The sequence below is a fragment of the Pleurocapsa sp. PCC 7327 genome, from assembly GCF_000317025.1.
Classification (GTDB): Bacteria; Cyanobacteriota; Cyanobacteriia; order Cyanobacteriales; family Microcystaceae; genus Hydrococcus.
Map to the genome: position 1 here is coordinate 1,445,965 of NC_019689.1, position 23,857 is coordinate 1,469,821.

Annotated in this window: 18 protein-coding genes; all 18 read right to left on the reverse strand. The window is 47.9% G+C overall.

All coding sequences use genetic code 11. From position 1 onward, the window contains the following. Nucleotides 1-81: 81 nt before the first annotated feature. Nucleotides 82-1,089 (reverse strand): glycosyltransferase family 2 protein, encoded by a 1,008-nt coding sequence (locus tag PLE7327_RS06505; protein ID WP_015143059.1) that lies wholly within the window; start codon nucleotides 1,087-1,089, stop codon nucleotides 82-84. Nucleotides 1,090-1,115: 26 nt separating this feature from the next. Next, nucleotides 1,116-2,270 carry a glycosyltransferase gene (locus PLE7327_RS06510; RefSeq protein ID WP_041391907.1) on the reverse strand — a complete coding sequence of 385 codons (1,155 nt, stop codon included), beginning with the start codon at nucleotides 2,268-2,270 and terminating at the stop codon, nucleotides 1,116-1,118. 80 nt (nucleotides 2,271-2,350) lie between these two features. Beyond that, nucleotides 2,351-3,580, reverse strand: a complete 1,230-nt coding sequence (locus PLE7327_RS06515) for a class I SAM-dependent methyltransferase (protein WP_015143061.1) — start codon at nucleotides 3,578-3,580, stop codon at nucleotides 2,351-2,353. A gap of 62 nt (nucleotides 3,581-3,642) precedes the next feature. Then, complete coding sequence (gene yvcK, locus PLE7327_RS06520; protein WP_015143062.1) at nucleotides 3,643-4,713, reverse strand: gluconeogenesis factor YvcK family protein; 1,071 nt, start codon at nucleotides 4,711-4,713, stop codon at nucleotides 3,643-3,645. A gap of 15 nt (nucleotides 4,714-4,728) precedes the next feature. Further along, complete coding sequence (locus tag PLE7327_RS06525; protein WP_015143063.1) at nucleotides 4,729-7,065, reverse strand: VCBS repeat-containing protein; 2,337 nt, start codon at nucleotides 7,063-7,065, stop codon at nucleotides 4,729-4,731. Between the two features lie 77 nt (nucleotides 7,066-7,142). Continuing rightward, nucleotides 7,143-8,018, reverse strand: coding sequence for an FkbM family methyltransferase (locus tag PLE7327_RS06530; protein ID WP_015143064.1), 876 nt, complete (start codon nucleotides 8,016-8,018; stop codon nucleotides 7,143-7,145). Between the two features lie 4 nt (nucleotides 8,019-8,022). Next, nucleotides 8,023-10,131 (reverse strand): hypothetical protein, encoded by a 2,109-nt coding sequence (locus PLE7327_RS06535; RefSeq protein ID WP_015143065.1) that lies wholly within the window; start codon nucleotides 10,129-10,131, stop codon nucleotides 8,023-8,025. Nucleotides 10,132-10,166: 35 nt separating this feature from the next. Further along, the gene (locus tag PLE7327_RS06540; RefSeq protein ID WP_041391909.1) at nucleotides 10,167-10,997 is read right to left on the reverse strand and encodes a PIG-L deacetylase family protein; all 831 of its coding nucleotides are present in this window, start codon (nucleotides 10,995-10,997) and stop codon (nucleotides 10,167-10,169) included. Continuing rightward, on the reverse strand, nucleotides 10,930-12,240 hold the full coding sequence (locus tag PLE7327_RS06545; RefSeq protein ID WP_015143067.1) for a glycosyltransferase family 4 protein: 1,311 nt from the start codon (nucleotides 12,238-12,240) through the stop codon (nucleotides 10,930-10,932). The genes PLE7327_RS06540 and PLE7327_RS06545 overlap by 68 nt, the downstream gene beginning before the upstream one ends. A gap of 57 nt (nucleotides 12,241-12,297) precedes the next feature. Further along, nucleotides 12,298-13,527 (reverse strand): class I SAM-dependent methyltransferase, encoded by a 1,230-nt coding sequence (locus PLE7327_RS06550; protein ID WP_015143068.1) that lies wholly within the window; start codon nucleotides 13,525-13,527, stop codon nucleotides 12,298-12,300. Nucleotides 13,528-13,582: 55 nt separating this feature from the next. Further along, nucleotides 13,583-14,503, reverse strand: a complete 921-nt coding sequence (locus tag PLE7327_RS06555; protein ID WP_015143069.1) for a methylenetetrahydrofolate reductase — start codon at nucleotides 14,501-14,503, stop codon at nucleotides 13,583-13,585. Between the two features lie 80 nt (nucleotides 14,504-14,583). Beyond that, nucleotides 14,584-15,867 (reverse strand): methionine adenosyltransferase, encoded by a 1,284-nt coding sequence (gene metK / locus PLE7327_RS06560; RefSeq protein ID WP_015143070.1) that lies wholly within the window; start codon nucleotides 15,865-15,867, stop codon nucleotides 14,584-14,586. A gap of 139 nt (nucleotides 15,868-16,006) precedes the next feature. Next, on the reverse strand, nucleotides 16,007-17,002 hold the full coding sequence (locus tag PLE7327_RS06565) for an NAD(P)-dependent oxidoreductase (RefSeq protein WP_015143071.1): 996 nt from the start codon (nucleotides 17,000-17,002) through the stop codon (nucleotides 16,007-16,009). Further along, nucleotides 16,980-17,834 carry a glucose-1-phosphate cytidylyltransferase gene (rfbF, locus tag PLE7327_RS06570; protein ID WP_015143072.1) on the reverse strand — a complete coding sequence of 285 codons (855 nt, stop codon included), beginning with the start codon at nucleotides 17,832-17,834 and terminating at the stop codon, nucleotides 16,980-16,982. The genes PLE7327_RS06565 and rfbF overlap by 23 nt, the downstream gene beginning before the upstream one ends. A 22-nt stretch (nucleotides 17,835-17,856) precedes the next feature. Then, nucleotides 17,857-19,146, reverse strand: coding sequence for a WecB/TagA/CpsF family glycosyltransferase (locus PLE7327_RS06575; RefSeq protein ID WP_015143073.1), 1,290 nt, complete (start codon nucleotides 19,144-19,146; stop codon nucleotides 17,857-17,859). Between the two features lie 139 nt (nucleotides 19,147-19,285). After that, nucleotides 19,286-21,178: a glycoside hydrolase family 55 protein gene (locus tag PLE7327_RS06580; RefSeq protein WP_015143074.1), complete on the reverse strand. Its 1,893-nt coding sequence runs from the start codon at nucleotides 21,176-21,178 to the stop codon at nucleotides 19,286-19,288. A 59-nt stretch (nucleotides 21,179-21,237) separates the two neighbouring features. Further along, nucleotides 21,238-22,587 carry a hypothetical protein gene (locus PLE7327_RS06585; RefSeq protein ID WP_015143075.1) on the reverse strand — a complete coding sequence of 450 codons (1,350 nt, stop codon included), beginning with the start codon at nucleotides 22,585-22,587 and terminating at the stop codon, nucleotides 21,238-21,240. Between the two features lie 33 nt (nucleotides 22,588-22,620). Continuing rightward, the gene (locus PLE7327_RS06590; protein WP_015143076.1) at nucleotides 22,621-23,718 is read right to left on the reverse strand and encodes an exostosin family protein; all 1,098 of its coding nucleotides are present in this window, start codon (nucleotides 23,716-23,718) and stop codon (nucleotides 22,621-22,623) included. Between the last annotated feature and the right edge of the window lie 139 nt (nucleotides 23,719-23,857).

Below are 23,857 nucleotides of genomic sequence, written 5' to 3' on the forward strand. Positions count from 1 at the left end.
CTAGTGAGGAACAACAGAAGAATTAAGCGTCGATGGATAGCGCGATCGCGCTATCCATTCTCAGGATAAGGCTAACTAATTTCAGACAGCTTCTTTTTCCATTTTTTTCTGCATTTGCCCGGTTTGGTTAGAGCTTTCAAAAGTATTCCTCAGTGATTGTTCGGCAGCAATTAACAAATCTCTGACTAACTTGATCCAATTGCCAGCCAACCAAGAACTTAGGGACAAATAGCAAGATAGCTTTTGATTTACGCTGAGTGGGAAGGATGTTACGGAGATAAAATATTCATAAAAAAGTCTCCATTCTGGAAAATCAATTTTTCCTTTTTTCGATGGATCGAACCATTCTGTAGGCGGTAATGGTCCCATCCCAAGAAATTTGGCGACTATAGTTCTTCCTCTAGCGATTTGAACCTGCTTTTCTTTGACCGATCGCTGGGAATGATCTCTGTTAAAAAATAAATATTCGGGAATCTCATAAAACCTACCCAACAAACTCAGCCTGACTAGGAGAACGCTATCTCCACGGGCGTAGTAACCAAGAAGCGGGGTTTGCTTAAGGGCATCGCTACGGATCAGCCCAAAAATTTCAACGGCGGCATGTTTCCTGTGGTTGACTAATACCAGGCTGCGATAGCGCTCCGCTGGCTGTGGCGAATCGGTAGCGATCTGGTAATTGTAGTCTTTGAGAATTTTCCCTTCTGAATCGATAAACTTAGTTTTTGCGTAGCACAATACAATGGAATCGTCGCGATCGAGGACTTCGACGCACTTGGCTACAAACTCTGGGGCATAGATATCGTCGTGGGCTACCCACTTGAAGTACTCGCCCTGGGCTAACTCGAAGACTCGATTGAAATTCCATGCCGGTCCCCGATTTATCTCTTGGCGGTGGTAGCGAATGCGCTTATCTTTTGTCGCATAGCTTTGACAAATTTCCTCAGTTTTATCGCTAGAGGCGTTATCCGAAATGATTAACTCAAAATCTTCAAAAGTTTGCGCTAGAAGAGAATCTAAAACTTCCCTAAGAAAATTCTCGCCATTATAGACGGGAATTCCCATACTAACTCGTGGCTTCCAATTGTTCATTATATTATGTTTCCTCGCTTTATTCTTTATCGATGAATTAATTTTTGATAATGCTCTAAGGCAGTAGAGGCAATCTTATTCCACTGAAGATTCTTGAGTACGTAGTCTCGCCCGCGCCAACCCATGTCTCGCCACTGGGGACGAAGCGCCAATAGCTCCAGCAAACCCTTTTTAATTGCCGCGACTTCTGGGATGACAAGAACGCCACACCCACTTGCTTTGACGTGAGGCGCGATGCCAGCCACTTCTGAAACTAGCAAGACTCGACCCGCTAGCATGGCTTCGAGCGCTGCTAAACTAAATCCCTCAAAACGCGAGGGAATGCAAAAGATATCGCACTCTCCTGCAATTGACGAGGCAGAGCGATCGAAATCGGGTTCCAAAAAAGAAACTCTCTGAGCGATTGAAAGCTCGGCAGCCTGTTGTTCTAAGGCTTTTCTGTCTCCATTGTCCGGTCCTTGAATGACCAGTCGAGCATTCGTCGCCTCAGAAATTTGGGCGAATGCCTCCAGCAGCAGATCTAGTCCTTTGTTGTGAGCGTCTATGCGACCGAGAAAGAGGATTTGGGGATCTTCATTGTCTCGCCACTGCAACGCCGACTCAGGCGGGACATTTTCGGCTGAGAAGCTACAGGGAGTCTCGATCGTCGGAGTTCGCACTCCCAGACGATGCAGCCATTCGGTATGGCGAATGTCCAAGAGTTGTATGGCTTTCGCTTGCTTGAGCATTCGCCGCTCTAGGAAATACCAGTAGGGCCACTTTAGATAAGCATTTTTAGCAAAAATAGAAGGGTGGTAGGGATCGAGCGGCGACGCGATATAAGGGATATTTTGGCGAGCGAGGAGGCGGGAGATGGCATAAACGCTAGGATGGAAGATCCCGTTAATTACTACCAGTCCCGATTTCATATCATTTTGGATATAGTTCCGCAAACCGTCAGAAATGTTAAAACTCATGTGTTTGCTAGGATTAGCAAACCATTTAATTTCGTAGCCTGCGTCGGTTTGATAGGAACTATCGCTCGTATCTCGCGAGAGGGAACCCTCACACAACACTGTCACTTGAGCGCCGCAGCTTACCAGTCCGGCAGCGAAACCGCTTACATACTTGACAGCGCCATTATTCATCGCCTCGCCATCGCCAAAGGGTGGGAACATTTTAAGATAGAGATAAATATTCATATCCTTAGGAGAAAATGGATTGTTGTTATTTGGCAAGGGTTCCTCGGTTCGTGCAGAAATAGAAGTATAGTTTAGGCTTTTTAGAGAGGAACTAATTCGGTGACGACTCCCATTTCGTTTAGCATTTGCCCAATTTCATCGCAGTAAATGGGATTCATCACAATGACTCGATCCGGTTGATATTCCTTCAAGAATTCCGGCGACTTGATTTCTTTGCCCACGCCAGGGATAAATTTTCCGTGACGATGGGGATTGATGTCGATAACGTATTGAATTTTATCGATCGTATTGAGGGTCGTCAGAAAAGCGACGCACTTAGAACCCGAACCCCAGACGACTACTCGTTGTCCCTGTGCTTGCCACTGTTCTAAATTTTGCTTCCAAGTTTCCAGCTTGTTTTTAATGTTGGTTGCAAAATATTGCACGTCCTCTTTCATTTGTTCGAGGGTTTCTTCTAGGGGATGTATTTTGTCAGATGGAATAGCGACGGGTAAAGCTTCAATCATGAGATATTGATCGCCATAGTCTCGATAGAGATCGGTCACTTCAAAACCGCAGGAACGGAACAGACGAGCTAGCGATCCCGGCGTGAAATAGGAGCAATGCTCGTAATAGATATCCTCAAAAGCCATGTCTCTGAGGACGCGGGTCGTGTCGGGGATTTCAAAGAAGACGGGAATGTTAGCGCGATCGCCGATGGAACGGCGCACGGTTCTGATAAATTCAAAGGTAGGATGGATGTGCTCTAGCGTGTGGCGACAGCAAATAAAATCGCCGACGTACTCGGCATGCTTTTGTGAATAGTAATCTTGAATAAATTTAACGCGATCGGCAGCTTTGCTCTTAACTCTGCCCGCGACGACGCTCGGATCGATTCCAACACCGCGATTGTTGCCCAATTCGCATAGAAGTAGGAGAAAATCCCCCTTGGAGCAACCAATTTCAACGAGATCTTTGTCGCGCAGATCGTATTTTTCGATTAGGCGATTGGCGAGATCGAGGGCAAACTTATTGAAGGTAGGCGAAAAACTTTGTTGATCTTCGTAGTTGGGCGCGTAAGCCGACCATTTGGAGTCAAATAGCACGTTAGTGACGAAGCCACAGCGATCGCAAAATCCCAAAGCAACGTCGCCGCAAGGAAAATCGAGCGCTTCTTGCTGGGTGGACAGCATCAAGCAACTGTGAACGGGAACGTTTCGCACTTCATAAAAAAGCGACAGTCCCTGATGAGTGCAGTTCGGACATTGATGGTCTGCCGAATAGGTGGTTTCTTTTAGGGCGGAATTTTTCACTAATGGCTGTTGTATCATCTAAAGTTCCTTGTAAGTGATTAATTTACTGGGATTGAGTCTTTCTATCGCTCGCGACAGCATCAGACACAAGCTTGCGCATATCTGTTGCCTAGTTCGCTACTCAAGGCTGAGGATTCAATCTGCAAGTAACTCTTCACATCTGCATGTTCCTCGGCGGTGGGTTTTGAGTAAGCCAGCAGAATCTCTGCCAAACGCTGACTGTCATGCCGCAAGATAGTTTTGCCTTTGACCAAGTTAGCGCTAATAATCTTTTTAGCGACCAGTTTTTGACAGGCTTCTAGATCTGGCTCGACGGGAAACTTATATTCTTTTGCATAGAGGCGACTCAGCCTCTCGTCAATCGGTTCTACATTCACCACGGCGTAATCAATGAGAGTTTCATCGCAGTAGTATTCCTCTATTTTTTTAATAAAATCCGAGGCTTTATAGCCATTGGTTTCAGACGGGTCGGTAACTAAATTGACGATATAGGTTTTCGGCGCGGTCGTTTGCCTTAAGGCTTCGGGAAGCCCTTCTACCAAAAAGTTGGGCAGAATGCTGGTAAACAAACTGCCTGGTCCGATAACGACGTGGTCTGCCTCTAAAATCGCCTGCGCCACTGGCTTATAAACTTGAGCGCGGCGGGAAAGATAGATATATTCGATCGCTAGCTCGAAGTTAGAGCGCAGGTCGATTAAAGATTCGCCGATCAAATCGCTGCCATCGTTCAATTTGGCAATCAGATTCGCGTCGTTGAGCGTCACTGGCAAAACGCGACCCTGAAGCTTTAATAATTGAGAAATGGCTTCGATCCCAAAGGAAGCACCGCCCTCCCAGTCATAAGCAGAGGCGAGAAGCAGGTTTCCCAAACTGTGGCCCTTGAGTCCTTCCCCTTTGTGAAAGCGGTAGTTAAGCAAGTCGCGCCATTTTTGACTGTACTCGTCATCGGGCAGCAACTCGGAGATGCATTTGAGAACGTCGCCAGGAGGCAAAATTCCGTGTTCGTTCCGCAGCCGACCGCTACTGCCGCCACTGTCCATCATCGAGACGACGGCAGTGACATCGGCGACTTTTTTCAACTCGCTAAGTACTGTACTTACGCCAGAACCCCCGCCGATTATGACAATTTTGGGCTTGATATTGTGAGTCATGAGAGATCGATAAAGTTAGTCGGATGGGTTTGGCGAGGCTTTGGCATCATTGCGCCAAAGGTAAAGATTGGGGTAGTCGTCCCAGGCAATACTGACTATTTCTGGATTTCCATCTCGGTTGAGATCGGCAACTCTAGCTCCTAGATGGCTTTCCTTACCAACGGAAATTACGTGCCTAATCCAAGCAGAACCCTTATCGACGTTTTTCCAAATCGCAACGATTTTTGTGCCTCGGTGTTCGCCAGTAATGATGTCTGCGGCTCCATCTCTATCCATATCGGCAACGTCCATTGCATTGGTAGTATACTGAGTCGCTACCGGATGGCGCGACCAACCGGCATTTTTGGGGTTGTCGGGTTGCTCGAACCAATATACATGAGCGTTGGGTTCTTTGCCCTCATTTTCCTCGCTGACGACGATATCCGAGCGATCGTCTCCGTTGATATCTGCTATGGCAAAGCGATCGGGCCAGTGCTCGACGGTGCCAATCTTATGCTTGAGCCAATTTCCTCGACCGTTACCTGGATTTTCCCACCAGGCGATTTTGTCCCCTCCAGTATACACATCCCCAGCGGCGATGTCGATATCGCGATCGCCGTCTATATCTCCAACGCCGATGCCTTCTTCGCTAGCTTCATTCGTAATTAAGGTGCGAGGCCAGTTTTCCGCGCTGGGATTGTTGGGAATTTCAAAGTAGTAGATTTCACCTTTTTCCTCTCCGCCTGCTAGAAGGATTTCCGGTTTGCCCCCGGCAATGATTTGCGCGAGTTGATAGCCCTGTCCGTTTCCGTGAGCGGTTTTCGGGAGCGTGCCGATTTTAGTTGCTTGCCAGAAACTGCCTTGGAGATCTTTGGCTTCTAACCAATAAATGTCTGGAAGGTCTTCTCCAATGACATCGGCTTTGTCGTCGCCATCTACGTCTGTAACTAGCATGGCATCGACGTTGATGGGAAACGTAACGCGAGACCACTCGCCCGTCATATCTGTACCCGGATTGCGGTAAAAATAGCGTCCCGATACGATATCTCCGTAGCCATCGCCCGTCATATCTCCCATGGCTAGACCGAAGTATTTGATCGAGCTATCTCGAATCAGATCGATCGCGCCGAAATATTTTCCTTGACTGTAGACCCCTCTGCGATCGTCTACTTGAATCTCAGTCCATCGACCGAGACTTACCTCTTTACTGGCTTTAGCGGCGTTATTCTCCCACATCTCTACCACTTTTGCACCCGTGTAGTTCTTGCCAACGATATCCAGGTCGCCATCGGCGCTAATATCGCCAATGCGAGCATTGTGAGTTCCCTGAGTGCCGAGAGTAAGGCGGTTCCAGCTTTGAGCGTTACCAGCATTCAAATAAACCCTAATCCGACCGCTGCCAGTGTTCATTTCGCCGACAAAAACGTCGAGGTCGCCGTCTTTATCGAAATCGCCGACTTCTAGGCTGTGAGCGCCCTTGAGAACTTCAGTCTCGATCGCGCGTTCTTTCCAGGTAGGGTTTTCAAACCAGGAAACTCTGCCCTCTCCTTCGGCATGGCTGAGAACGATATCTTTTTTGCCGTCGCCGTTCATGTCGGCGATGATATCCCGCGTTTCTTGACCCCAAGAAGCAATATTCAAAGGATGCTTCTTGAATTCGAGCGCTTTCCCGTCTTCATTTTCGTACCAGTTAACGCTGCCTGCAATATCCAGGTCGCCGTCTCCGTCGATATCTCCGAGATCCAATCCCTCTCCGGGCGGCGTATCGACCTCGTGACGAGTCCAAGGTTGTCGCGCTTCGGCAGGTGCTTCAAACCAAGTTAGCTGTCTGGGTTCGTCTTTTCTGAACATGGCAACGTCTGGATGTCCGTCGCCGTTAAGATCTCCAACGGCTAGGTCGTGGGAGAATTGAGAACCGATTTCGTGGCGAACCCAACCGGATTTTTCAAAGGGATTGCCCGTATTTTCCCACCATTCGATCGCGTCGCGGGAGATGGAACTGATGACCACATCTCCGTCTCTGTCTCTATCTAGATCGGCAATGTCTCCGTCGGTAGTAAAGTCGCCATCGCCGATGGGATAACGAGTCCAGGATGGATAATGATACCATAGCGCCCCAATCGATTTTTCAGACCCCACCATAACATCGGGTTTGCGATCTCCGTCGATGTCTCCAATGGCTAGTATATCTAGGCAGCAATCGGAACCCGAAGGAGGAGAGGGGTCGATGACTTGGTGACCGAATTTATCGGAGGCGATCGCTTTGCCGTCAACCAGATGGCTAGCGGGATCGCTGGGATGGCGAAATTGAATGACTGCTATTGCTGCTAGAATGACGATTCCTAGAAAAATAGCGGTTCGTTTCCATTTCATGGCTTTAGCTCGTCCATTTTGCCATAGAGTTTATGAGCGCTACCTGAATTGATTCCTCTTCAAGGAGCAAGCGAAAGTTATCGGGAGACGGATTCCGTTCGCGCTGGGGTTGCGATCGCGTGTCCGACGTACCATCCTAGGTTGGAATAAGCTTCTTCTAGATGGGAGATCGTGTATCCGCGCGATCGCACAAAAGTTTCAATTTCTTGACTTTTGCGCATAAAAGCTTCTCGATCGCCATCATCTACCTCATAAATAAGGATGGGTTTAAATTCTTCAAGAGTTCGGAACATACCGCGAAGAACGTCGAGTTCTGCTCCCTCAACGTCAATTTTTATCACTGAAGGAGGAGTTATTGTTTTTTGTGCCACTAGATCATCAATAGAAACCAACTCGACAGTAGTCGAACCTTTCAGATCGGGGGGCATACCTACTGTTGATAAAGTATGACCTCCGGGGTGTTCGGCTAGCAGCAGTTTGCCTTTGCCTGTCGAGTCAGAAACCGCTTTCTTCAAGATAATGACATTAGAGAAGTTATTGAGTTTGACATTGTGTCGGATAATATCGGCGTTCTCTGGAACGGGTTCGAAGGCGTAAACTCGTCCAGACAAACCAACTAGCTTGGCGGCAAGAACGGTAAAAAAGCCTACATTGGCTCCAATATCGTAGAAAGTGTCGCCTGGCTTGAGGTGGCTTGCCAGCACTTGCTGCATGGGCAGTTCATAAATACCGAGGGCACTATCTGGATTAGCTTCAGCCGCGTTGAACTTTAGTCCTTTTCCTACGCCATTACCGAGAGTTACGTCCCGATTCCTCAAGCCTAAGCGAGCAATGCGACGAATATTCGGGCTTGACTCTAATTGACATAGCCATTCGATCCAACTTAGCGGCAGAAGTCTCAAAAGATAGCCCAGTAGTTGCTTGAGCCAAGAGCGAGAGTCGGTCAATCTCATTGTTCTAGACCTTGGCGATAAAGTTATCAAATAGGCTGCCCGTATCATTTCCCCATTCCCAGTTGGCAACAATGCCAACGCGGTTAATAGCCAGCCGTGGGGTATCGGGATAAACATCCGTCAGGGCACGATATAGGACTGGCTCACCGTTGACGAAAGCCATGTAATGCATTCCGTCAAAGACGACGCGCAGAGTATAGGGAACGCCCCAATAAATGCGGCTGCCAACGTTTGTCCAAACTGCGTCATATAATTCCTCGAAACCATCGAGATAAAAGAAAGACGAAACGGACGCACCCCCGTAAAAATCATCCAGCCAATTGTTAACGATGATGTAGTTGTTAGCGTCCTGCCAGAAGATCAACCCAGCACGACTTTTGTGCCCCTGACCTCGGTCGGTGCCTGGGGGAGTAACGTCTACTTGCAAATCGGCTAGGTTAGGGTTATCCCAGGCGATAGTATAAGCCGTTCGTCCTGGATTGGGACTTTGCGCGTTTGCTTGGACTTTGGCTGTGCCACTTCCACTGAGCGCGATCGCGCCCCGACCAATTTCCTTGTGCCAGACTTTGTTCCCAATGCTGGTCGTTTTTCGATCCAAGTCTCTAGCTGCACCGTCAAAATCATCGCTGACAACCACCTGAGTCCCTTGTGCTATCCAAGGAGAGCCAAGATCGAGACCTCTGGGAATCAAAAAGCTGCGCGGGTGAGCTTCAAAGTGGCGAATGTAGAGACTTTCGTTTGCCTCAACCGTATTAAGACCAACTCCCGTGGCTTCTTGCAAGCGCGTATCGGCGAACCAGGTGTTAAATACCTGCTTGCCATTTAAGTACAGACCAAATGTCTCGCCGTCGTCCAATATTTGTACCGAGTTGATGGTGTTAGACGCTAAATACCACTCATCGCTAACTGCCACCATATTCGAGATGCCATTTTCCTGAATCTGAAGCTGACATCGATCGCCTGAGATGAGAAAACTCCAGAAGTTATTTTTGTCTCGAACGCGCCACAGAAAACCGCACGTAGTTACAATCGCTGGCGTTTCGATAATCGCGTGGATCAGCCCAGAAGGAGCGCTGGGTTTAAGGACAGCTAGGCTATCCGTTTGCAAGGATCTGACACCGTTGGCAGTTAATTCGTAACTGCCTCGATACACGCTCCAAACACCGCCTACTTCTGCTGGCAAACCTGCCAATAATCCTTCGCCAATCAAGTCATCGGCTGCATGAGCGGTGCCATACCAATTAGCCAGTTCTGGAACTAGCTCTACATGGGCGCTATAAACCCGTGTATCGACCCGGAAACCTGCCTGTCCCAAAACGCTCTGATAGAGTGCGGCATAGACAGTGGCATCGTCGTTGAACGGATCGATCGCCAGAGGACGCATATTGGGATAGGCGACTAGACCATGAGCATTGGGAACAGAGGCAGCGTAATAGGCTGCGCCCTTCTCGCGCAAAATGATGATGTAATATACTGGGAGGTTTTGTAATCCCTTAAAGGTCGAGAGCAGCTCGTTACCAACGCGAATCCAGAGCTCTCCATTTTCCGGTCCCGTTGCATGAACGATCGCTCCATTTCCCTGTACTAGGGGATTAGAGGGAACTTCATAGGGAAACCAACCTACTGCCAGGTTTTCATCTATACGAGATGTTTTAACTCCTTTATGGTTGCGAATCCACCACAGGAAAACCCGTAGGGTTTGCTGCTTGTGTTTGCAGCCAAGCCAACGCAGGAGTCGCAGCGCTGGGGTCTCAGTCTCGCTGCCACGAATCCAGCGCCAAAACCGCGTTATTAGACGCTGTCCGATATTTTCAGATTCGGAAGTATTGTGCCCGTTAAGGAGAAAGACTGAGAAAGCCAGTCCATTGACGCGGGCATAGGGACCGTAAGCAATGCCTTGTCTGCCCCAGCCAGGTTTCATCAGGGTTTGAAATCGCAGCGCCCCGTTGTCGATCGCGATCTGCTTTTCTACGTCTGCGCCTTTACGAATAGCGCCGCCAGCGCTTTTAGTACCAATAACTTTGCCGATGGGCCGCTCGTCAGAGTAAGAGTCGGTTAGGCGATCGGTATAAGGGCTCGTCAGTTGCGATCGCTTTCGTCCGTACGATTTCATCAACGCTATTCCTTGCTAAAAAAACTAAAAAAGCTCTATCGATCCGACAAATTATATTTATAAAACAATTCAAAGTTCTGGAAAAAACATTCTACAAACTCCCCATTTGACACGTCGTTAAGCGTAAGCCAACTGGGATCGCTCAGGAGTCGCGTCATTTGAGATTTATGCTGGCTCAGGGCAAGTCGTTTGAGTTCTAAAACCTCGCCGACATAGATAGAACATCTGAAATCTTTGAGAATCTGCAATCCGAAGCCAGACAGTAGACTTTTCTTTAAAAGAGACAATTTTTCTCGTCTGCTCCCCCCTAACCCTATCCAGGGCCAATGATGCCAAAACCAGATGGGATACTCATAAACCGTTGCTTTTATCCCGCTTTGTTTGAGGGCAGATAAAACGACTCGATTAGTGACCCAGTGATCGGAGGGCGATTCTTTATAGTAAGGAATAAAAACCTCTTGAGGTCGATGGGAAAGAAGAATAGTTTTGACTTTCTCAATGGCGGCATCCCGATGTTCTTCTAACCGTCCATCTTTGAAGGCGAGAAAGTGCGTATCGCTAGCCTCTAGCCCAAGGGATCGAGCCGCCGCGATCGCTTCTTGCTCTCTAATAGACTTTAGCTCGTTTTCGGGAATGAGATGGGCATGAGAGCTGCTGCCATCGGTCATAAATACGAGTTTGACATCGGCTCCCGCCTTTTTCTTACGGATAATCGTTCCGCCACAGCCCAAGGTTTCGTCATCTTGGTGGGGGGAAAAAATAATCGCCGATTGCCCCAGATCGTCTTCGCCTCTTTCGTTAAGGGTGGAGTTGAGGAGGAACCGATAAAACTGACGCACCGGACTCGTCAGAGATAACTTGCTCATTCGCCTCGCCGATTTTCTTGTATTGGCACAGTAAATTTTCAACTACTCTCTCCCAGTCAAAAAGCTCCTGGACGCGCTGACGACCTGCCTTGCCCATCCTTTCTCTAAGCGTTTCGTCTTCCAGGAGTCGCGCGATCGCTTCGGCTAGCGCCCGATGGTCTGCCGACTCAAACAGGAAACCCGTCTTGCCATCTTCGACCACATCTACCATGCCGCCGACTCGCGCCCCGATAACGGGGATCTCCATTGCCATTGCCTCAGCCAAAGTCATGCCAAAGGCTTCGCTCAGCGATGGATTAATCAGGACATCTGCATTTCGGTAGTACTCGACTAATTGAGAATGGGGAACCGCACCCACAAACGAGATTTGAGAGGCGATTTCCGACGGGATTCTCTCTTTTAACTGGGAGAAATAATTGCCCCGATAAAAAGTTGCCAATTCGAGAACTTTAGGATCGTCGCTCAAACCCACAATAAAGTTAAAAGGAACCCCTTCTTCTGGTCCGACGATTTTCAGTTCTGTATTGGGATAGTGGCGAACGACCTCTCGAAAGGCATCTATCAAGACGTGCAAGCCTTTTTCTGGAGAAATTCTGCCCACAAATAGGAGTTGATTGACGCGATCGCGATTGGTTTTATGACGCTGTGTTTCGTTCGCAAAGACATTGGCATCGATGCCGTTAAAAACGGTATAGCAGCGATGGGCAAATTGAGGGAACTTTTGCCGAACTTTGTTGGTAATATATTCGCTGCAACCAATAATGAGATCGACGTGGCGTAACCTTTCCTCGATGAGCTTTGCGTCGAGTTGCGTCAGCCACTCGCAATGCATGTGCAAGACGATTTTAATCTTGGGATTAATCGCGCGAATGAGGGGAACGAACTGAGAAAAATTATGAAGGTGAACGATGTCATATTTCTGCTTTCTCAGTTCGAGCGCTATTTGCAGCGTATAACCTGGGTAATGAAAATCCGAGGTGCCGGGAGCGCTCTTGAGACCGAAAAGTCGCGGAAATTTGGACAGCAACTTCAGCAGTAATTTGTCAAAAATGAGGGGGACGTATCGATAAGTTACCTCTTCATGGCGTTTTTCTTGCTTGTGAAATTTACCCCTGGCATAGACGGTTACCTCGCAAGAACGAGCCAAACGACGTGCGGTTTGATAGATGATGATGGGAATAGAACCCGCTTGAACCGGAGGTTCGACTGTCCCCCAAGGTTGATTGACAAAGGCTACTTTCATGATTTCCTAGCTCTCGGATTAGCTAACGGCTACGGTTTCGCTCCCTTGGCTTTTCGACTAGACAATTGTAGGTTCTGGAATCGGAATAATAAACTTTCCACCTTTTTGTCGATAAGCTTCTTGCTGTTGCATAATCTCTTCGGCAAAATTCCAAGCCAAGATTAAAACATAATCTGGTTTGTCTTCCAAAAGCTTCGAGGGCGGGAAAATGGGCAGGTGATTGATGCCCATGTAACGTCCTTGTTTGAACTTATTCAAATCCACCACGTAATCGACCAGGGTTTTATTAATGCCGACGTAACTTAGCAGGGTTGTGGCTTTAGCAGCAGCACCGTAGGCAGCAATTTTTTTGCCTTGTTTTTTGAGATCCCAAAGGATATCTAGCAGAGAATACTTGACGCTCATCACGCGATCGCCAAACTCGCGATAATAATCGATGCGATCGACTCCCAATTCTGCTTCTTTTTTCAATAATGCCTTCACTGACTTCTTTACGGCTTCGCGAGGCTCGACAAATAGGCGCAAAGAACCGCCGTGGATAGAGGTGCGCTGGATATCGTTGAGATAGAGCGAATGTCTTCTAAAGAGTTTGTCCAGAGCAGTTACGGAAAAATAGCAAAGGTGCTGGTGATAAATCGTGTCAAATTCGCAGTGGTCAACCAGATCGACGACGTAGGGAGCCTCAATTACTGCCACGCCCGTTTCTTTCAAGAGCATGCCAATACCAGCTACAAACCCATTGAGTTCTGGCACGTGAGCTAAGACATTGTTGGCAAGGAAGACATCTGCTTGCTTGCCTTCTGCTAAAAGTTGTTTGGCTAGCTCCTGAGTGAAGAAGGTGCAAAGAGTAGGAATACCAGCCTTTTGCGCGGCTTCTGCCGGACCGGAGGCCGGATCGATTCCCAACACGGGAATCCCTCGCTCGAAGAAGTTCTTGAGCATGTAGCCATCATTGCTAGCCGCTTCGATGACCAAGCTGTTGCGATCGAGTTGTCTCGACTCGATAATGGCTTTGGCACTGTCTCCAAAGTGTTTGAGCAGGGATGAGGATACGGAAGAAAAATAGGGATAGTCTCTGCAGAAGAGAATTTCGGGCGGAACGATTTCCGTAATCTGAACCAGTCCGCAGTCGGGACAAAAAGCCAGATCGAGAGGAGCGGTATATTCTGGTTTGTCGAGTTGGTCTTTAGTTAGCAGTCCGTCGGCTAGCGGCGTATAACCAAAGGAGATAATCAAATCTAAATCGGGATTTCCGCAAGAGCGGCAAGTTAGCTTTGGGTCTTGCATAATCTTCGTTTGTGGCGAAAGGCGAAAAATATAAAGTGGAATTAATCGAGTCGAGCTAGACGAGCAGTCCTGAAATTGCCTCGCTGCAAGCGACGGGTGACATTCCTGCTAGATCTAAAATTTGGGGAATCAAATCTTCTCGTTTGACTGCCATCAGGTGTACTCCCTGACAGAGTTGCTTGGCTAGCCGCACCTGTTCGGCGGCAATGTTTACCCCTTCTTGTAAGGGATCGGGGGCATCTGCCAGTCGTTTGATGATGTCTTGCGGGATCTTGACTCCAGGCACGTAGCGATTGATAAATTCAGCATTTTTAGCCGATTTGAGCAAAAAAATTCCAGCTAGGATGGGTTTGTCCGCTCCAGCCGCGATTTGGTGCATAAATTTATCCAACCGCTCGAAATCCGTAATCAGTTGGCTTTGAAAAAACTGTGCCCCCGCTTCTATTTTCTTCTCAAAGCGCCGTTGCAACCCCGACCAGCTCTTGAGTTGGGGATCGACCCCCGCCCCAGCAAACAGGTCGAGTGGTTCGTCGGGAAGCGATCGCTGGTTGCTGTCAAAACCTTGATTGAGTTTGTCGATAACTTTGAGCAAGCGAACCGATTCGAGATCAAAAACCGCTTTGGCAGCTTGGCAATCGCCAGCTTTGACGGGATCGCCCGTTAGCGCCAAAAGATTGCGAATGCCGAGGGCGTGCGCGCCCATTAAGTCAGCCTGCAAACCGATCGCGTTGCGATCGCGACAAGTCATCTGACAGATGGGTTCGATGCCATGCTGCAATAAAATTGCCGATGCCGCGATCGAGGACATCCGCAAAACGGCACGACTGCCATCGGTAATATTGACTGCATGAACCCATCCTTTGAGCATTTTTGCCACTTCTATCATCCGCGCTGGATTACCGCCTTTGGGCGGGGTTATCTCAGCCGTAATTAAAAATTCTCTCTCTAAAACGGCTTGGCGAAAACGGTTAACCATCGGCTATTTATTAAGTTATCAAATGTCAAGGCTTGCTCGTTACCATCCAATCCGAACATTTTTGTACGTCAGGGCAGGTTTCAAAACCTGCCCCGACTATTTCCGACTGTCACTTCTGATAAAGAAGGAGCAAAAGCATCTTGCAAAAGCACCACTTTGTCGGTGCGTTCCCAGGGCAAATCGAGATCTGTGCGTCCGAAATGTCCGTAAGCTGCTACATCTTGATAAAAACGACCGCCTTGCTCGGCTGGGAGGCGACGCAGGTTAAAATTCTGAATAATTCCAGCCGGACGCAATTCAAAATATTCTCTGACGAAGGCTAGCAGTTTTTCCTCGTCTACTTTACCCGTGCCAAAGGTTTCTACCATGATGCTCACGGGTCGAGCGACTCCGATCGCGTAGCTTGCCTGTACCTCGCACTTATCTGCCAGCCCTGCTGCCACGATATTCTTAGCCACATAGCGACAAGCATAGGCAGCCGAACGGTCTACCTTGGTTGGATCTTTACCCGAAAAAGCGCCGCCGCCGTGACGGGAGTAACCGCCATAGGTATCGACAATAATTTTGCGTCCAGTCAGTCCGGCATCTCCTTGGGGACCGCCAATGACGAATTTTCCGGTAGGGTTGACCAGGAAACGAGTTTCTTGAGTAGGTTTAATTTCAATGTCGGCAAAGACGGGTTTGACGACGGCATCCCAGAGATCGCTTTTAATTTTTGCCTGTACGGTTGCGTTGTCGGCAATCTCACCAATGGTCTCGGCGTGCTGGGTAGAAATTAAAATCGTATCGATTCCGATAGGTTGCCCATCTTCATAAATAACGGAAACCTGGGTTTTCCCGTCGGGACGCAGGTAGGGCAAATCTCCCGTTTTACGAACGGCTGCCAAGCGGCGCGAGATGCGATGCGCCAAGCTGATGGGCATGGGCATCAGTTCGGGCGTTTCTCGGCAGGCATAGCCGAACACGATCCCCTGATCGCCAGCGCCGATGCGATCCAATTCGTCATCGCTGAGTTCTTCGCGTTGTTCTTGAGCTGCTGTCACTCCTTGGGCGATATCAGGCGACTGTTCGTCTAAAGCGACCAAAACCGAACAGCTATTGGCAGCAAATCCGTTTTCGGCATTGGTATAACCGATTTCGGCAATTTTTCGCCGCGCTAAATCTACATAGTTAATTTGGGCTTTAGTAGTAATTTCTCCCGTAATCAGGACTAAACCCGTATTAACGACAACTTCTGCGGCAACGCGACTGCGATCGTCGCTCGCCAGTAAAGCATCCAGAATCGTATCGGAGATCTGGTCGCAGATTTTATCGGGATGCCCCTCAGTAACGGATTCGGAAGTAAATAAATAACGACGAGACAATTTGATTCAATCCTCTCTTAATAAGATTACAGATAGGGAATTTGACATTCTGGATAGACGGTTGGGTGGCGATCGCTTTTTGCTGCCGCCTCTGTGTAACACTTTTTCTATCCGTAGCATTAGGGTTAGAGATTTATATTTATGCCCGATTGGTTGCTAGCGCTTCGGTTTTCCAGCGCAGATTTTCATCGAGCAATCCATTACTGAGTAACTGTTGGATGTGGGCGATACGTTGGTATCTCGGTCCTTCAAATTCTTCGAGGGTTAACCCAACTTTTTGATAAGCTGCGTAGAGTTCTGCCGCTCCCTTGCGAGCATTCCATTGGGGTTGGAAGTCTGGCAAGGTGCGCGTAATTTTGCTACAGTCAACCCGGTAGCAGCGCTTATCCGGTCCGCCATCTTTGGCATACTCGATCTGGCAGCCGGGAACTGTCTCGCGAACGATCTCGGCGATATCTCGAATGCGATAATTGTCTTCGTTACGCCCGACGTTGAAGGCTTGATTGTGTACTAACTCCCGGGGGGCTTCAACAGAAGCAATGAAGGCGCGAGAGATATCTTCAATGTGGACGATTGGTCGCCAGGGGGTGCCGTCGCTTTTGATATAAATCCGACCCGTGGTAAACGCCCAAGCAACTAGGTTGTTGAGAACGAGGTCGAACCGCAGACGGGGCGAGACTCCATAGGCGGTCGCATTGCGCAGATAGGTGGGACTGAAATTGTCGTCTGCCAGTTGCGCGACATCCTGCTCTACCCGAACTTTGGAAATTCCATAAGGCGTGACGGGATTGAAAGAGGATTCTTCGGTCAGCCAATCTTCTCCGCCCGCCCCATAATTGCTACAAGAAGAGGAGAAGATGAAGCGCTCGATACCGACTTGTTTGGCTAATTTCGCCAGACGAACCGAGGCCAGATGGTTGATCTCGTAGGTTAGATCGGGATTGAGGTTGCCCAGCGGGTCGTTTGAGAGTCCGGCTAGATGCAGCACGGCATCGAATCCTTCTAAATCCGAGGCTTCCACGTCGCGGATATCTTTTTTAATTTCTGGGATTTCTGGCAGTCCTTCTCCGAAGGTGCTGCGTTCGTACAAATCGCTATCTAGCCCGACGACTTCATGCCCTTTGGCTAGTAGCATTGGTACTGTTACCGTGCCGATGTATCCCTTGTGACCAGTTAGTAGTATTCTCATTTGATTCCTCCCAAGTTTTCCAAGGTGCTTTACCGCTTGCCCATAGGTTTTCTAACAAACGCTTGTCGCGCAACGTATCCATACATTGCCAGAATGAGTCATGCTTGTAAGCCATTAGCTGACCGTCTTTGGCTAATCTTTCCAGTGGCTCTTTTTCCCACTGAGTATCGTCGCCATCGATATAGTCGAACACTTCGGGTTCGAGGACGAAAAACGCACCGTTGATCCAGCCTTCTTTGGTTTGAGGCTTTTCGGAAAACTCTGCGATGCGATCGCCATCTAGTTCTAAGTGACCGAAACGCGCTGGCGGACGAACGGCAGTGAGGGTAGCTAGTTTGCCGTGAGCGCGATGGAAAGCTAATAGGTCGTGTAAATTGACGTCGGAAACGCCGTCTCCCCAAGTCAGCATGAAGGTTTCATTGCCTATGTGGGGAGCGAGGCGTTTGATGCGACCGCCTGTATTGGTGTGCAGTCCGGTATCGACTAATTCGACCGTCCAATCGAGTTGGTAGCCGCCATGATGCTTGACCTCGCCGTTTCGCATTTCTACGGTGAGGTGGTTGCTGTTGAGGGAGCAATAGTCTACCATGTACTTTTTGATAACCGCTCCCTTATAACCAAGGGCGATCGTAAAATTTTTAAAGCCATAGTGGGAATAGTGCATCATAATATGCCAGAGAATTGGCTGTCCGCCAATCTCCACCATTGGTTTCGGTTTATTTTCGGTTTCTTCGGCGATCCGAGTGCCCAGACCGCCAGCCAGAATTGCTACTTTCATAACCTCTCCTTTCTTGACTATTTCAATTGCTTACATGCAGGCTTTCAAGTTGCCAAGAATAGCGATCGTCAACCTTGTCAGTTATTAACCATAAGCCTTTTCTCCGCCAGTATTGCTCTACTAAAACTTGTGAAAGCTCATCGGCAGAAAGAAGTTTTTGCTGGAGCAGAATCTCTCCTAACTTTTTAGAAGTGAAAGTAGATTTTTGCCAATTTAGCAATTTGTTTAATTTGGCTTGAGAAATAACCTGACGCTGAACTAAAAGTTCGCCCAACTTAATTCTTTGATTTCTCAGATGATATTCAAGTTCGGCTTGAGTAATATACCCTCGTTCTACTAAAAGTTCGCCGATTTTTTTCTCCGAGCGATCGAGCTGTTCTTCTAGCACCGCTGACAAAGCGGTTTCAGAAATTAAGTTTTGCCTTACTAAAATTTCGCCAATTTTAGAAGATTCTAAATCGACGATTGGCAATTCCTGTTCGGAATCAATAACATTCGCAGATTTAGAGAGAAAAAAGGAATTTTTAATGGGGTTGCTTGCAGGCAGACGCTTAGGCCGTGCGAGCAGTTGTTGCGAAGCCAACCAAATAAAGGGCGGAATGGTATGACTGTAGCGATACCAGAGTCGATTTGGCTCTTGTATCAATCGATATAACCACTCCAAACCCGTATCTCGCACTAAGCGAGGCGCTCTTTGGCGAATGCCCGCATAGAGCGGAAAAACTGCACCTACTCCAATCATGACTGCCTGGATTTTATCGAGGTGCTGAATCATCCAATATTCTTGTTTGGGACATCCCAAACAAACTAATACCAACCCAGCACCGCTAGCGTTGATTTTTTCAATCAGAGCTTGGTCTTCAGTCGGACTCAGAGGTCTAAAAGGCAAGGGTTCCATGCCAGCAATCTTGAGGTTGGGAAATTCTCGTTCTAATTTTTTCCTCATTCGCTCTAGAACCTCTGATTGGGATCCCAAGAAAAACAAACTCACGCCGCCTTGGGCGCTTAACTGACATAAACGAAGAAAAACGTCCATTCCGGCGACGCGGTCTTGGCTTCGCTTTCCCATTTTTCTGAGCATCCACACCAAAGGCATACCATCGGGAGAAACGAGATCGGCTGCTGCTAATACTGAGGCAAATTCTGGATTCCAGTGAGCTTCCATGAGCATGTGAACGTTGGCTAGACAGACGATTCTACTCTCTCGCGCTCTTGCCCACCTCAGAATTAAAAAAATCTGTTCTTCAAAAGTTAAGGCGGTAATGGGTGCATTAAGCACATATTTTTTCGGAATCAAAGGTTGAGGAATCATTTTTTAAATCCTTACTGCCTCCTGTTCTCTAAATAAATCGCCATTAAAAAGAAAAAGAAAGGAGTTTATTCTCCTTTCTTTTTGAGAAAAATTTAAGCTTAATATTATTTAAATAATGTTTTTTGTGTCTGCTGAGTCTTTATGGCTCGTATCCCACATACAAAGGTACGGCAACCATGTGACCTTGACCGAGAACCTCGCGTTTTAGGGTTTTTGTCTTTCCCTTGTGAGTTTCCTCTATTTGAGTTGCGTAGGTAGAACCGAAAGCCATTTCTCTGTAGATGGCTGAAACAGAAGAATCCCGATTGAGTAAAACCGGCATCTTGGGATCGCTAACTCCCTGAGCGGGATAAAACAGTCCACCCAGTATCTCGGTTTTTCCGCCATCGAGTGTAGCTGCTACGATGTTGCCAAACTCTGTTTTGTACCCAAGCAACCAAAGCAAACCGCCATCGTTCTTAATCATGGGGTTAGGGGGCGGCATCTCGCAGTTAAGTTGACGAGCATAAAGTTTCTGTCCTTTGCCAAGGTTAATTGGTGTAGAAACGACGTTTTCAATGAACCAGGTGCTGGTCTTAGGAGTGCTCAGCAAGACTGGTCCGATAGAGTGCCGAACTACTACAGGCTGCGATGCTGCATTCTCCAGTCCGCCACCTTCAAAATTGAACCTCTCAAAAATGACTGGATGCTCGTTATTCTCGAAACGGAATAAAATCCCATCGGGGCGAAGCCAAGAATTGAAGCCGATGATGCGGCGCACGTTGCCGCGTACTATTACTGGTTTAGTTAAGTTGTAGTATCCCCAAGGAAAGTAAATCGTGGTTTTACCTGAGTCGATCGCCTTTTGGATGCCATCGGAGTCGTCTTGGTCGTCATCGCGTTTGGCACCGTAAGCTTCAACGTTTGCCCAGTTGTTCGAGTTATTATCGAAGAACTGCGGTGTCTCCTCAATAGCCAGGTTTAGGCTTTTCTGCGGCGAATCGAACAGGCTTATCGGTGCAGTAGAAACAAATTCCTCTATTTTGGGACCGGCGATGAGTCGATCTGAGCTTCGAATGGCAGCTTGATAACCTTCGACACTGACATTTCGTACAAAAATGTTAGTGGAATTTTCAATCGCTACAGCCTGCGGCGAACCGCCGCGAAGCTCCGAGTCAATCAAAACGATGGGTCCCGACCAGTCACCGCCGTTCCTGATGGCAGGCACTGAATTGATGCTAGTCAGCTTGCGGATAGCTAGCACGAGGTCTTGATTCTCAATCCCGACCACATTCTGGTTCTCCAGTTGGATATTCTCAAGGATAACGTTGTAGAGAGCAGAACCGCCACGAATACCGATGTCAAAGCCTTTAACTGTCAAGTTTTTAATCAGACAGGGACCGACCTCGCGGGTCAAGTCTAGTCCAACGGCTCCTTTGCCGTCGCCAGAGACGATCGCAACGTTCTCCATTGCGCCAGTGTTGCTAGCATTGAAATCAACCCCAATAGCGCCAGGATTGCCCTTGCCGATATCGAAGGTCATGTCAAAAATGTAGTTATTGTGGGCGCGATTGCCAGCCCCAAGCTCTCCAGTTCCTAGCGATCCCGCTCTGGTTAGAGGTTTGGGTTGTGTTGGGTCGCTAAAGCCAGCGGTGTTGTCCTTTAGCTTGATAGTAGTTTTGCCAGAACCTTCGCCTTGCCAGGTGAGAAAAGCACCAAATATCCCATCTGCGCCCTTCCATTCGATCGCGTCGCTGACCAAATACGTCCCTGTTGGGAAGAACAGCGTCCGATGTTGGGTCAAGTTTTCCTGTACCGCTTGGCGAATGGCTGCCGTGTCGTCGGTAACGCCGTCGCCCTTGGCGCCGTAGTCCCGCACGTTCACCAGGTTGGCATCGGTGGGATAGATAACCCTTGGATGAATTACCTTTGTGGTTACTGATGTAGTTACCGAACTGCTCATTCCTGAAAGACAAGAAGGAAACGCGATCGCCAATAGCAGACCGCACAAGACCAGAGAGCAAAATGTAACGATGGCAAAGCGAGAACGCATGGTTGAAACTTTGTGCTTTTAAGATCTCGATTTAGGTAAAGCGTAATCCTGCCCAATTCTTATAATCGCGAGTAAATACGCTTGTTGATTTGATGTTCTTGCCATCGCAGACCAATGAGGCTGGCGATGTAAAGCATATAAGCGGGTTCTTCCATTTGGGTAAAAATCAAGCCGCAGACGAATACGGTAAGCATGAAGTACTTAGGCAGATCGTCCAAACAAAGTCTCCTCCACACAATAGAGCAAAGATATAAGTAGGCTCCCAACCCGATAAATCCAAAATCGCCCCAGATGCCTGCCCAACCCCAAAAAGGAGCAAAAAAGCTACTGCCATTCGCCAGCCAGCTTTCGGCTACGTCTTTCCAAACAATTTCGCTGACGGGAACGGTCTCGCCAATAGGAACCCTGGTGGCTCCCAGTGGGGATAGCAAGGAACTGTAGTCTCTCAGCATCCACCCTCCCATTCGGCTGACGGTGTGACCGGGACCGAGTCCGAACAACCAATTGACAGGCGAACGAAAGTAGGAGACGATTGTACGAATTCCTGTAAGCTTCAGTTTTGTCGCTTCGCCGTCCGGTCCGTACATTTCTGGTCTAGCCCAAGTAGTAAAACCGCTGAGAGCCTCGATGTTTTGCACAGCCCAGAGAAACACCACAATAAATAAGATTATGCCTATTATATACAGCAGCGCTTTGCCAATCTGTTCGACATTGGCGATCGCCAGAATAAGAAATGCTAAGGCAAAGATCGGCACAATCTGTTTGGCATCTGCTAATTGAATGTTTAAAAAACCAGCAACTAACACCGATGCTCTTAGCCACATGGGTTTTGTCTTAGCCGTTACAAAATAGTAGATGGCAAACGTACAAGAAACCGAAGCCCCGACAACATGCCCGGAACCCGACCGATAAAAAACCCCTTGGATATTGTCGCAATCTCCCGGTAAATGGCAAAAACCCAAACCATATTGAACATAGATCAGAAATAGATGAAAAAAGACAAAACCTGTCATCCACCCTCGAATCCGCTCAAGGCTTTCCGAGGACATCGGAAGGCTAATTGTCGCAATCAGCAGCATGAATGGCTCAGCCAAAAGTAAAAACCCAAAGACTACATTGACAGCTCCCGCACCATTCCAAAGGGCACTAGCGAAACCAACCGTCAGCAAGATCCACAAGCCAACCAGAAGTTGTTTAACAACTGCGATTTGCTTTCGGTCTGTAGGGCGAGTTTTGACTAAGGCAAAGATGAAGGCAAAAGGAACGGCAACGAAGTGAAAGAAATTAACGATTGATGGCGCTCCTGCCGAGTCAAGCAGGCGCGGGAAAAAAGCCGTTGCGAATGCAAATAGAATGATTGTAGAAGTTTTGATAGATTCTTTTCTTTTGAGTGAAGTACTTGTGTTCATTGACTTGCCCAGCGCCTGCGGGTGCCGTTCTCATTAGCTGATTTTTGATAATAATCTACGTTCTTCTTGGCTTCGAGCGGAGAATGCTACGGGAATATGACGGTATAGGTTGGCAAAGAATCCCTTAGGAGATATTCTCTCTTCCCAGATCCGGCGGCACTGATGCTGCAAATCTATAAATTCCTGAGGCGAGAGGTTGTCATGAAATTCAGCTATCTTCTCGGCAATAAATGGAAGTTCGCTCTCATCGACCCAGACGCAGTATTGCTTCCAATCAATCTCGAAGTCGTAGGGAAGGACGCAATCCGTATCTAGAAAAACTGGTATTCGTCCGCAGCAGAGGGCTTCATAGAAGCGAAACGAGTAGTTTCCAGACCCCCGACAACAGAAGACATAATCGCTGTCTCTCATATTTTGTACGAATTCCTGCTGAATTTTCTCCTGTAAGGCCAAGTTGGGTTCGTGGAAAAAAAGTCGGTTTCTCTTGACGAAATTAGCTTCAATTAACGGACTTTTGGACAGGATAGACAACGCTAGAGTTCTTAAAACATGACCTATATGATATCTTGGGATTTTTCGCTGTACGAATAACTTTTCACTCCAGTGCAAAAAGAATTTTAAGTAGGTTTTAAGCGTTTTGCTGACCGAAAAACCGCAGAATCCCACGACGGGTTTCGCTTGCTTTCGCCTGATGGGAAGCTGATTATTAAAATATTTCTCAAGCAAGTCTTGGCTCCAAGCAGGAAAAGCAAAATCATTGACTCGTTTAACAGAGCGATATAGTGAATGGCGAAAGACCAGATCGCTTTCGACAGGTAATTCAAGATGGGAACAATCACCGCTGAAAAAGCTGATTACTGGTTTCTTGGCTTGTTTGGCTTTTTTCACCAGTCGAATTGGCGAACTCAAATTTTCAGAACTAAACACTGGCTCCCAATTAACGGGAATGACGGCTAGATCGGCTTCTTCTAAAGAAGACATTTCAAACAACGAACGACCCATCTCTACATAAGGGTCGAAAATTCTGCTCCAAGAGCTTTCAGGCGGCTTGCCCCAAAAGGGGAATAGTATTGGCTCGTAGGTTGTTTCTTGCGGGATGCAGTTCCGTTCGGAGAAAATTTTCAGTTTCATAAGCATATTGCTGAGTTGTCTGAAAAATTACCTCGGCACTGAAATCTAAGTAGATGCTCCAACGATTCTACGCCTCGAACGGTAAAATCAAGGGGAACATAACGGCGCATAGAGGGTTTTGAAGGCATCTTGGCGAGCA

Excerpts from the sequence above, each read along its gene's own strand:
- PLE7327_RS06505 (WP_015143059.1), bottom strand. The coding sequence starts at position 1,089 with ATGAACAATTGGAAGCCACGAGTTAGTATGGGAATTCCCGTCTATAAT.
- PLE7327_RS06510 (WP_041391907.1), bottom strand. The coding sequence starts at position 2,270 with ATGAATATTTATCTCTATCTTAAAATGTTCCCACCCTTTGGCGATGGC.
- PLE7327_RS06515 (WP_015143061.1), bottom strand. The coding sequence starts at position 3,580 with ATGATACAACAGCCATTAGTGAAAAATTCCGCCCTAAAAGAAACCACC.
- yvcK (WP_015143062.1), bottom strand. The coding sequence starts at position 4,713 with ATGACTCACAATATCAAGCCCAAAATTGTCATAATCGGCGGGGGTTCT.
- PLE7327_RS06525 (WP_015143063.1), bottom strand. The coding sequence starts at position 7,065 with ATGAAATGGAAACGAACCGCTATTTTTCTAGGAATCGTCATTCTAGCA.
- PLE7327_RS06530 (WP_015143064.1), bottom strand. The coding sequence starts at position 8,018 with ATGAGATTGACCGACTCTCGCTCTTGGCTCAAGCAACTACTGGGCTAT.
- PLE7327_RS06535 (WP_015143065.1), bottom strand. The coding sequence starts at position 10,131 with ATGAAATCGTACGGACGAAAGCGATCGCAACTGACGAGCCCTTATACC.
- PLE7327_RS06540 (WP_041391909.1), bottom strand. The coding sequence starts at position 10,997 with ATGAGCAAGTTATCTCTGACGAGTCCGGTGCGTCAGTTTTATCGGTTC.
- PLE7327_RS06545 (WP_015143067.1), bottom strand. The coding sequence starts at position 12,240 with ATGAAAGTAGCCTTTGTCAATCAACCTTGGGGGACAGTCGAACCTCCG.
- PLE7327_RS06550 (WP_015143068.1), bottom strand. The coding sequence starts at position 13,527 with ATGCAAGACCCAAAGCTAACTTGCCGCTCTTGCGGAAATCCCGATTTA.
- PLE7327_RS06555 (WP_015143069.1), bottom strand. The coding sequence starts at position 14,503 with ATGGTTAACCGTTTTCGCCAAGCCGTTTTAGAGAGAGAATTTTTAATT.
- PLE7327_RS06565 (WP_015143071.1), bottom strand. The coding sequence starts at position 17,002 with ATGCTACTAGCCAAAGGGCATGAAGTCGTCGGGCTAGATAGCGATTTG.
- rfbF (WP_015143072.1), bottom strand. The coding sequence starts at position 17,834 with ATGAAAGTAGCAATTCTGGCTGGCGGTCTGGGCACTCGGATCGCCGAA.
- PLE7327_RS06575 (WP_015143073.1), bottom strand. The coding sequence starts at position 19,146 with ATGATTCCTCAACCTTTGATTCCGAAAAAATATGTGCTTAATGCACCC.
- PLE7327_RS06580 (WP_015143074.1), bottom strand. The coding sequence starts at position 21,178 with ATGCGTTCTCGCTTTGCCATCGTTACATTTTGCTCTCTGGTCTTGTGC.
- PLE7327_RS06585 (WP_015143075.1), bottom strand. The coding sequence starts at position 22,587 with ATGAACACAAGTACTTCACTCAAAAGAAAAGAATCTATCAAAACTTCT.
- PLE7327_RS06590 (WP_015143076.1), bottom strand. The coding sequence starts at position 23,718 with ATGAAACTGAAAATTTTCTCCGAACGGAACTGCATCCCGCAAGAAACA.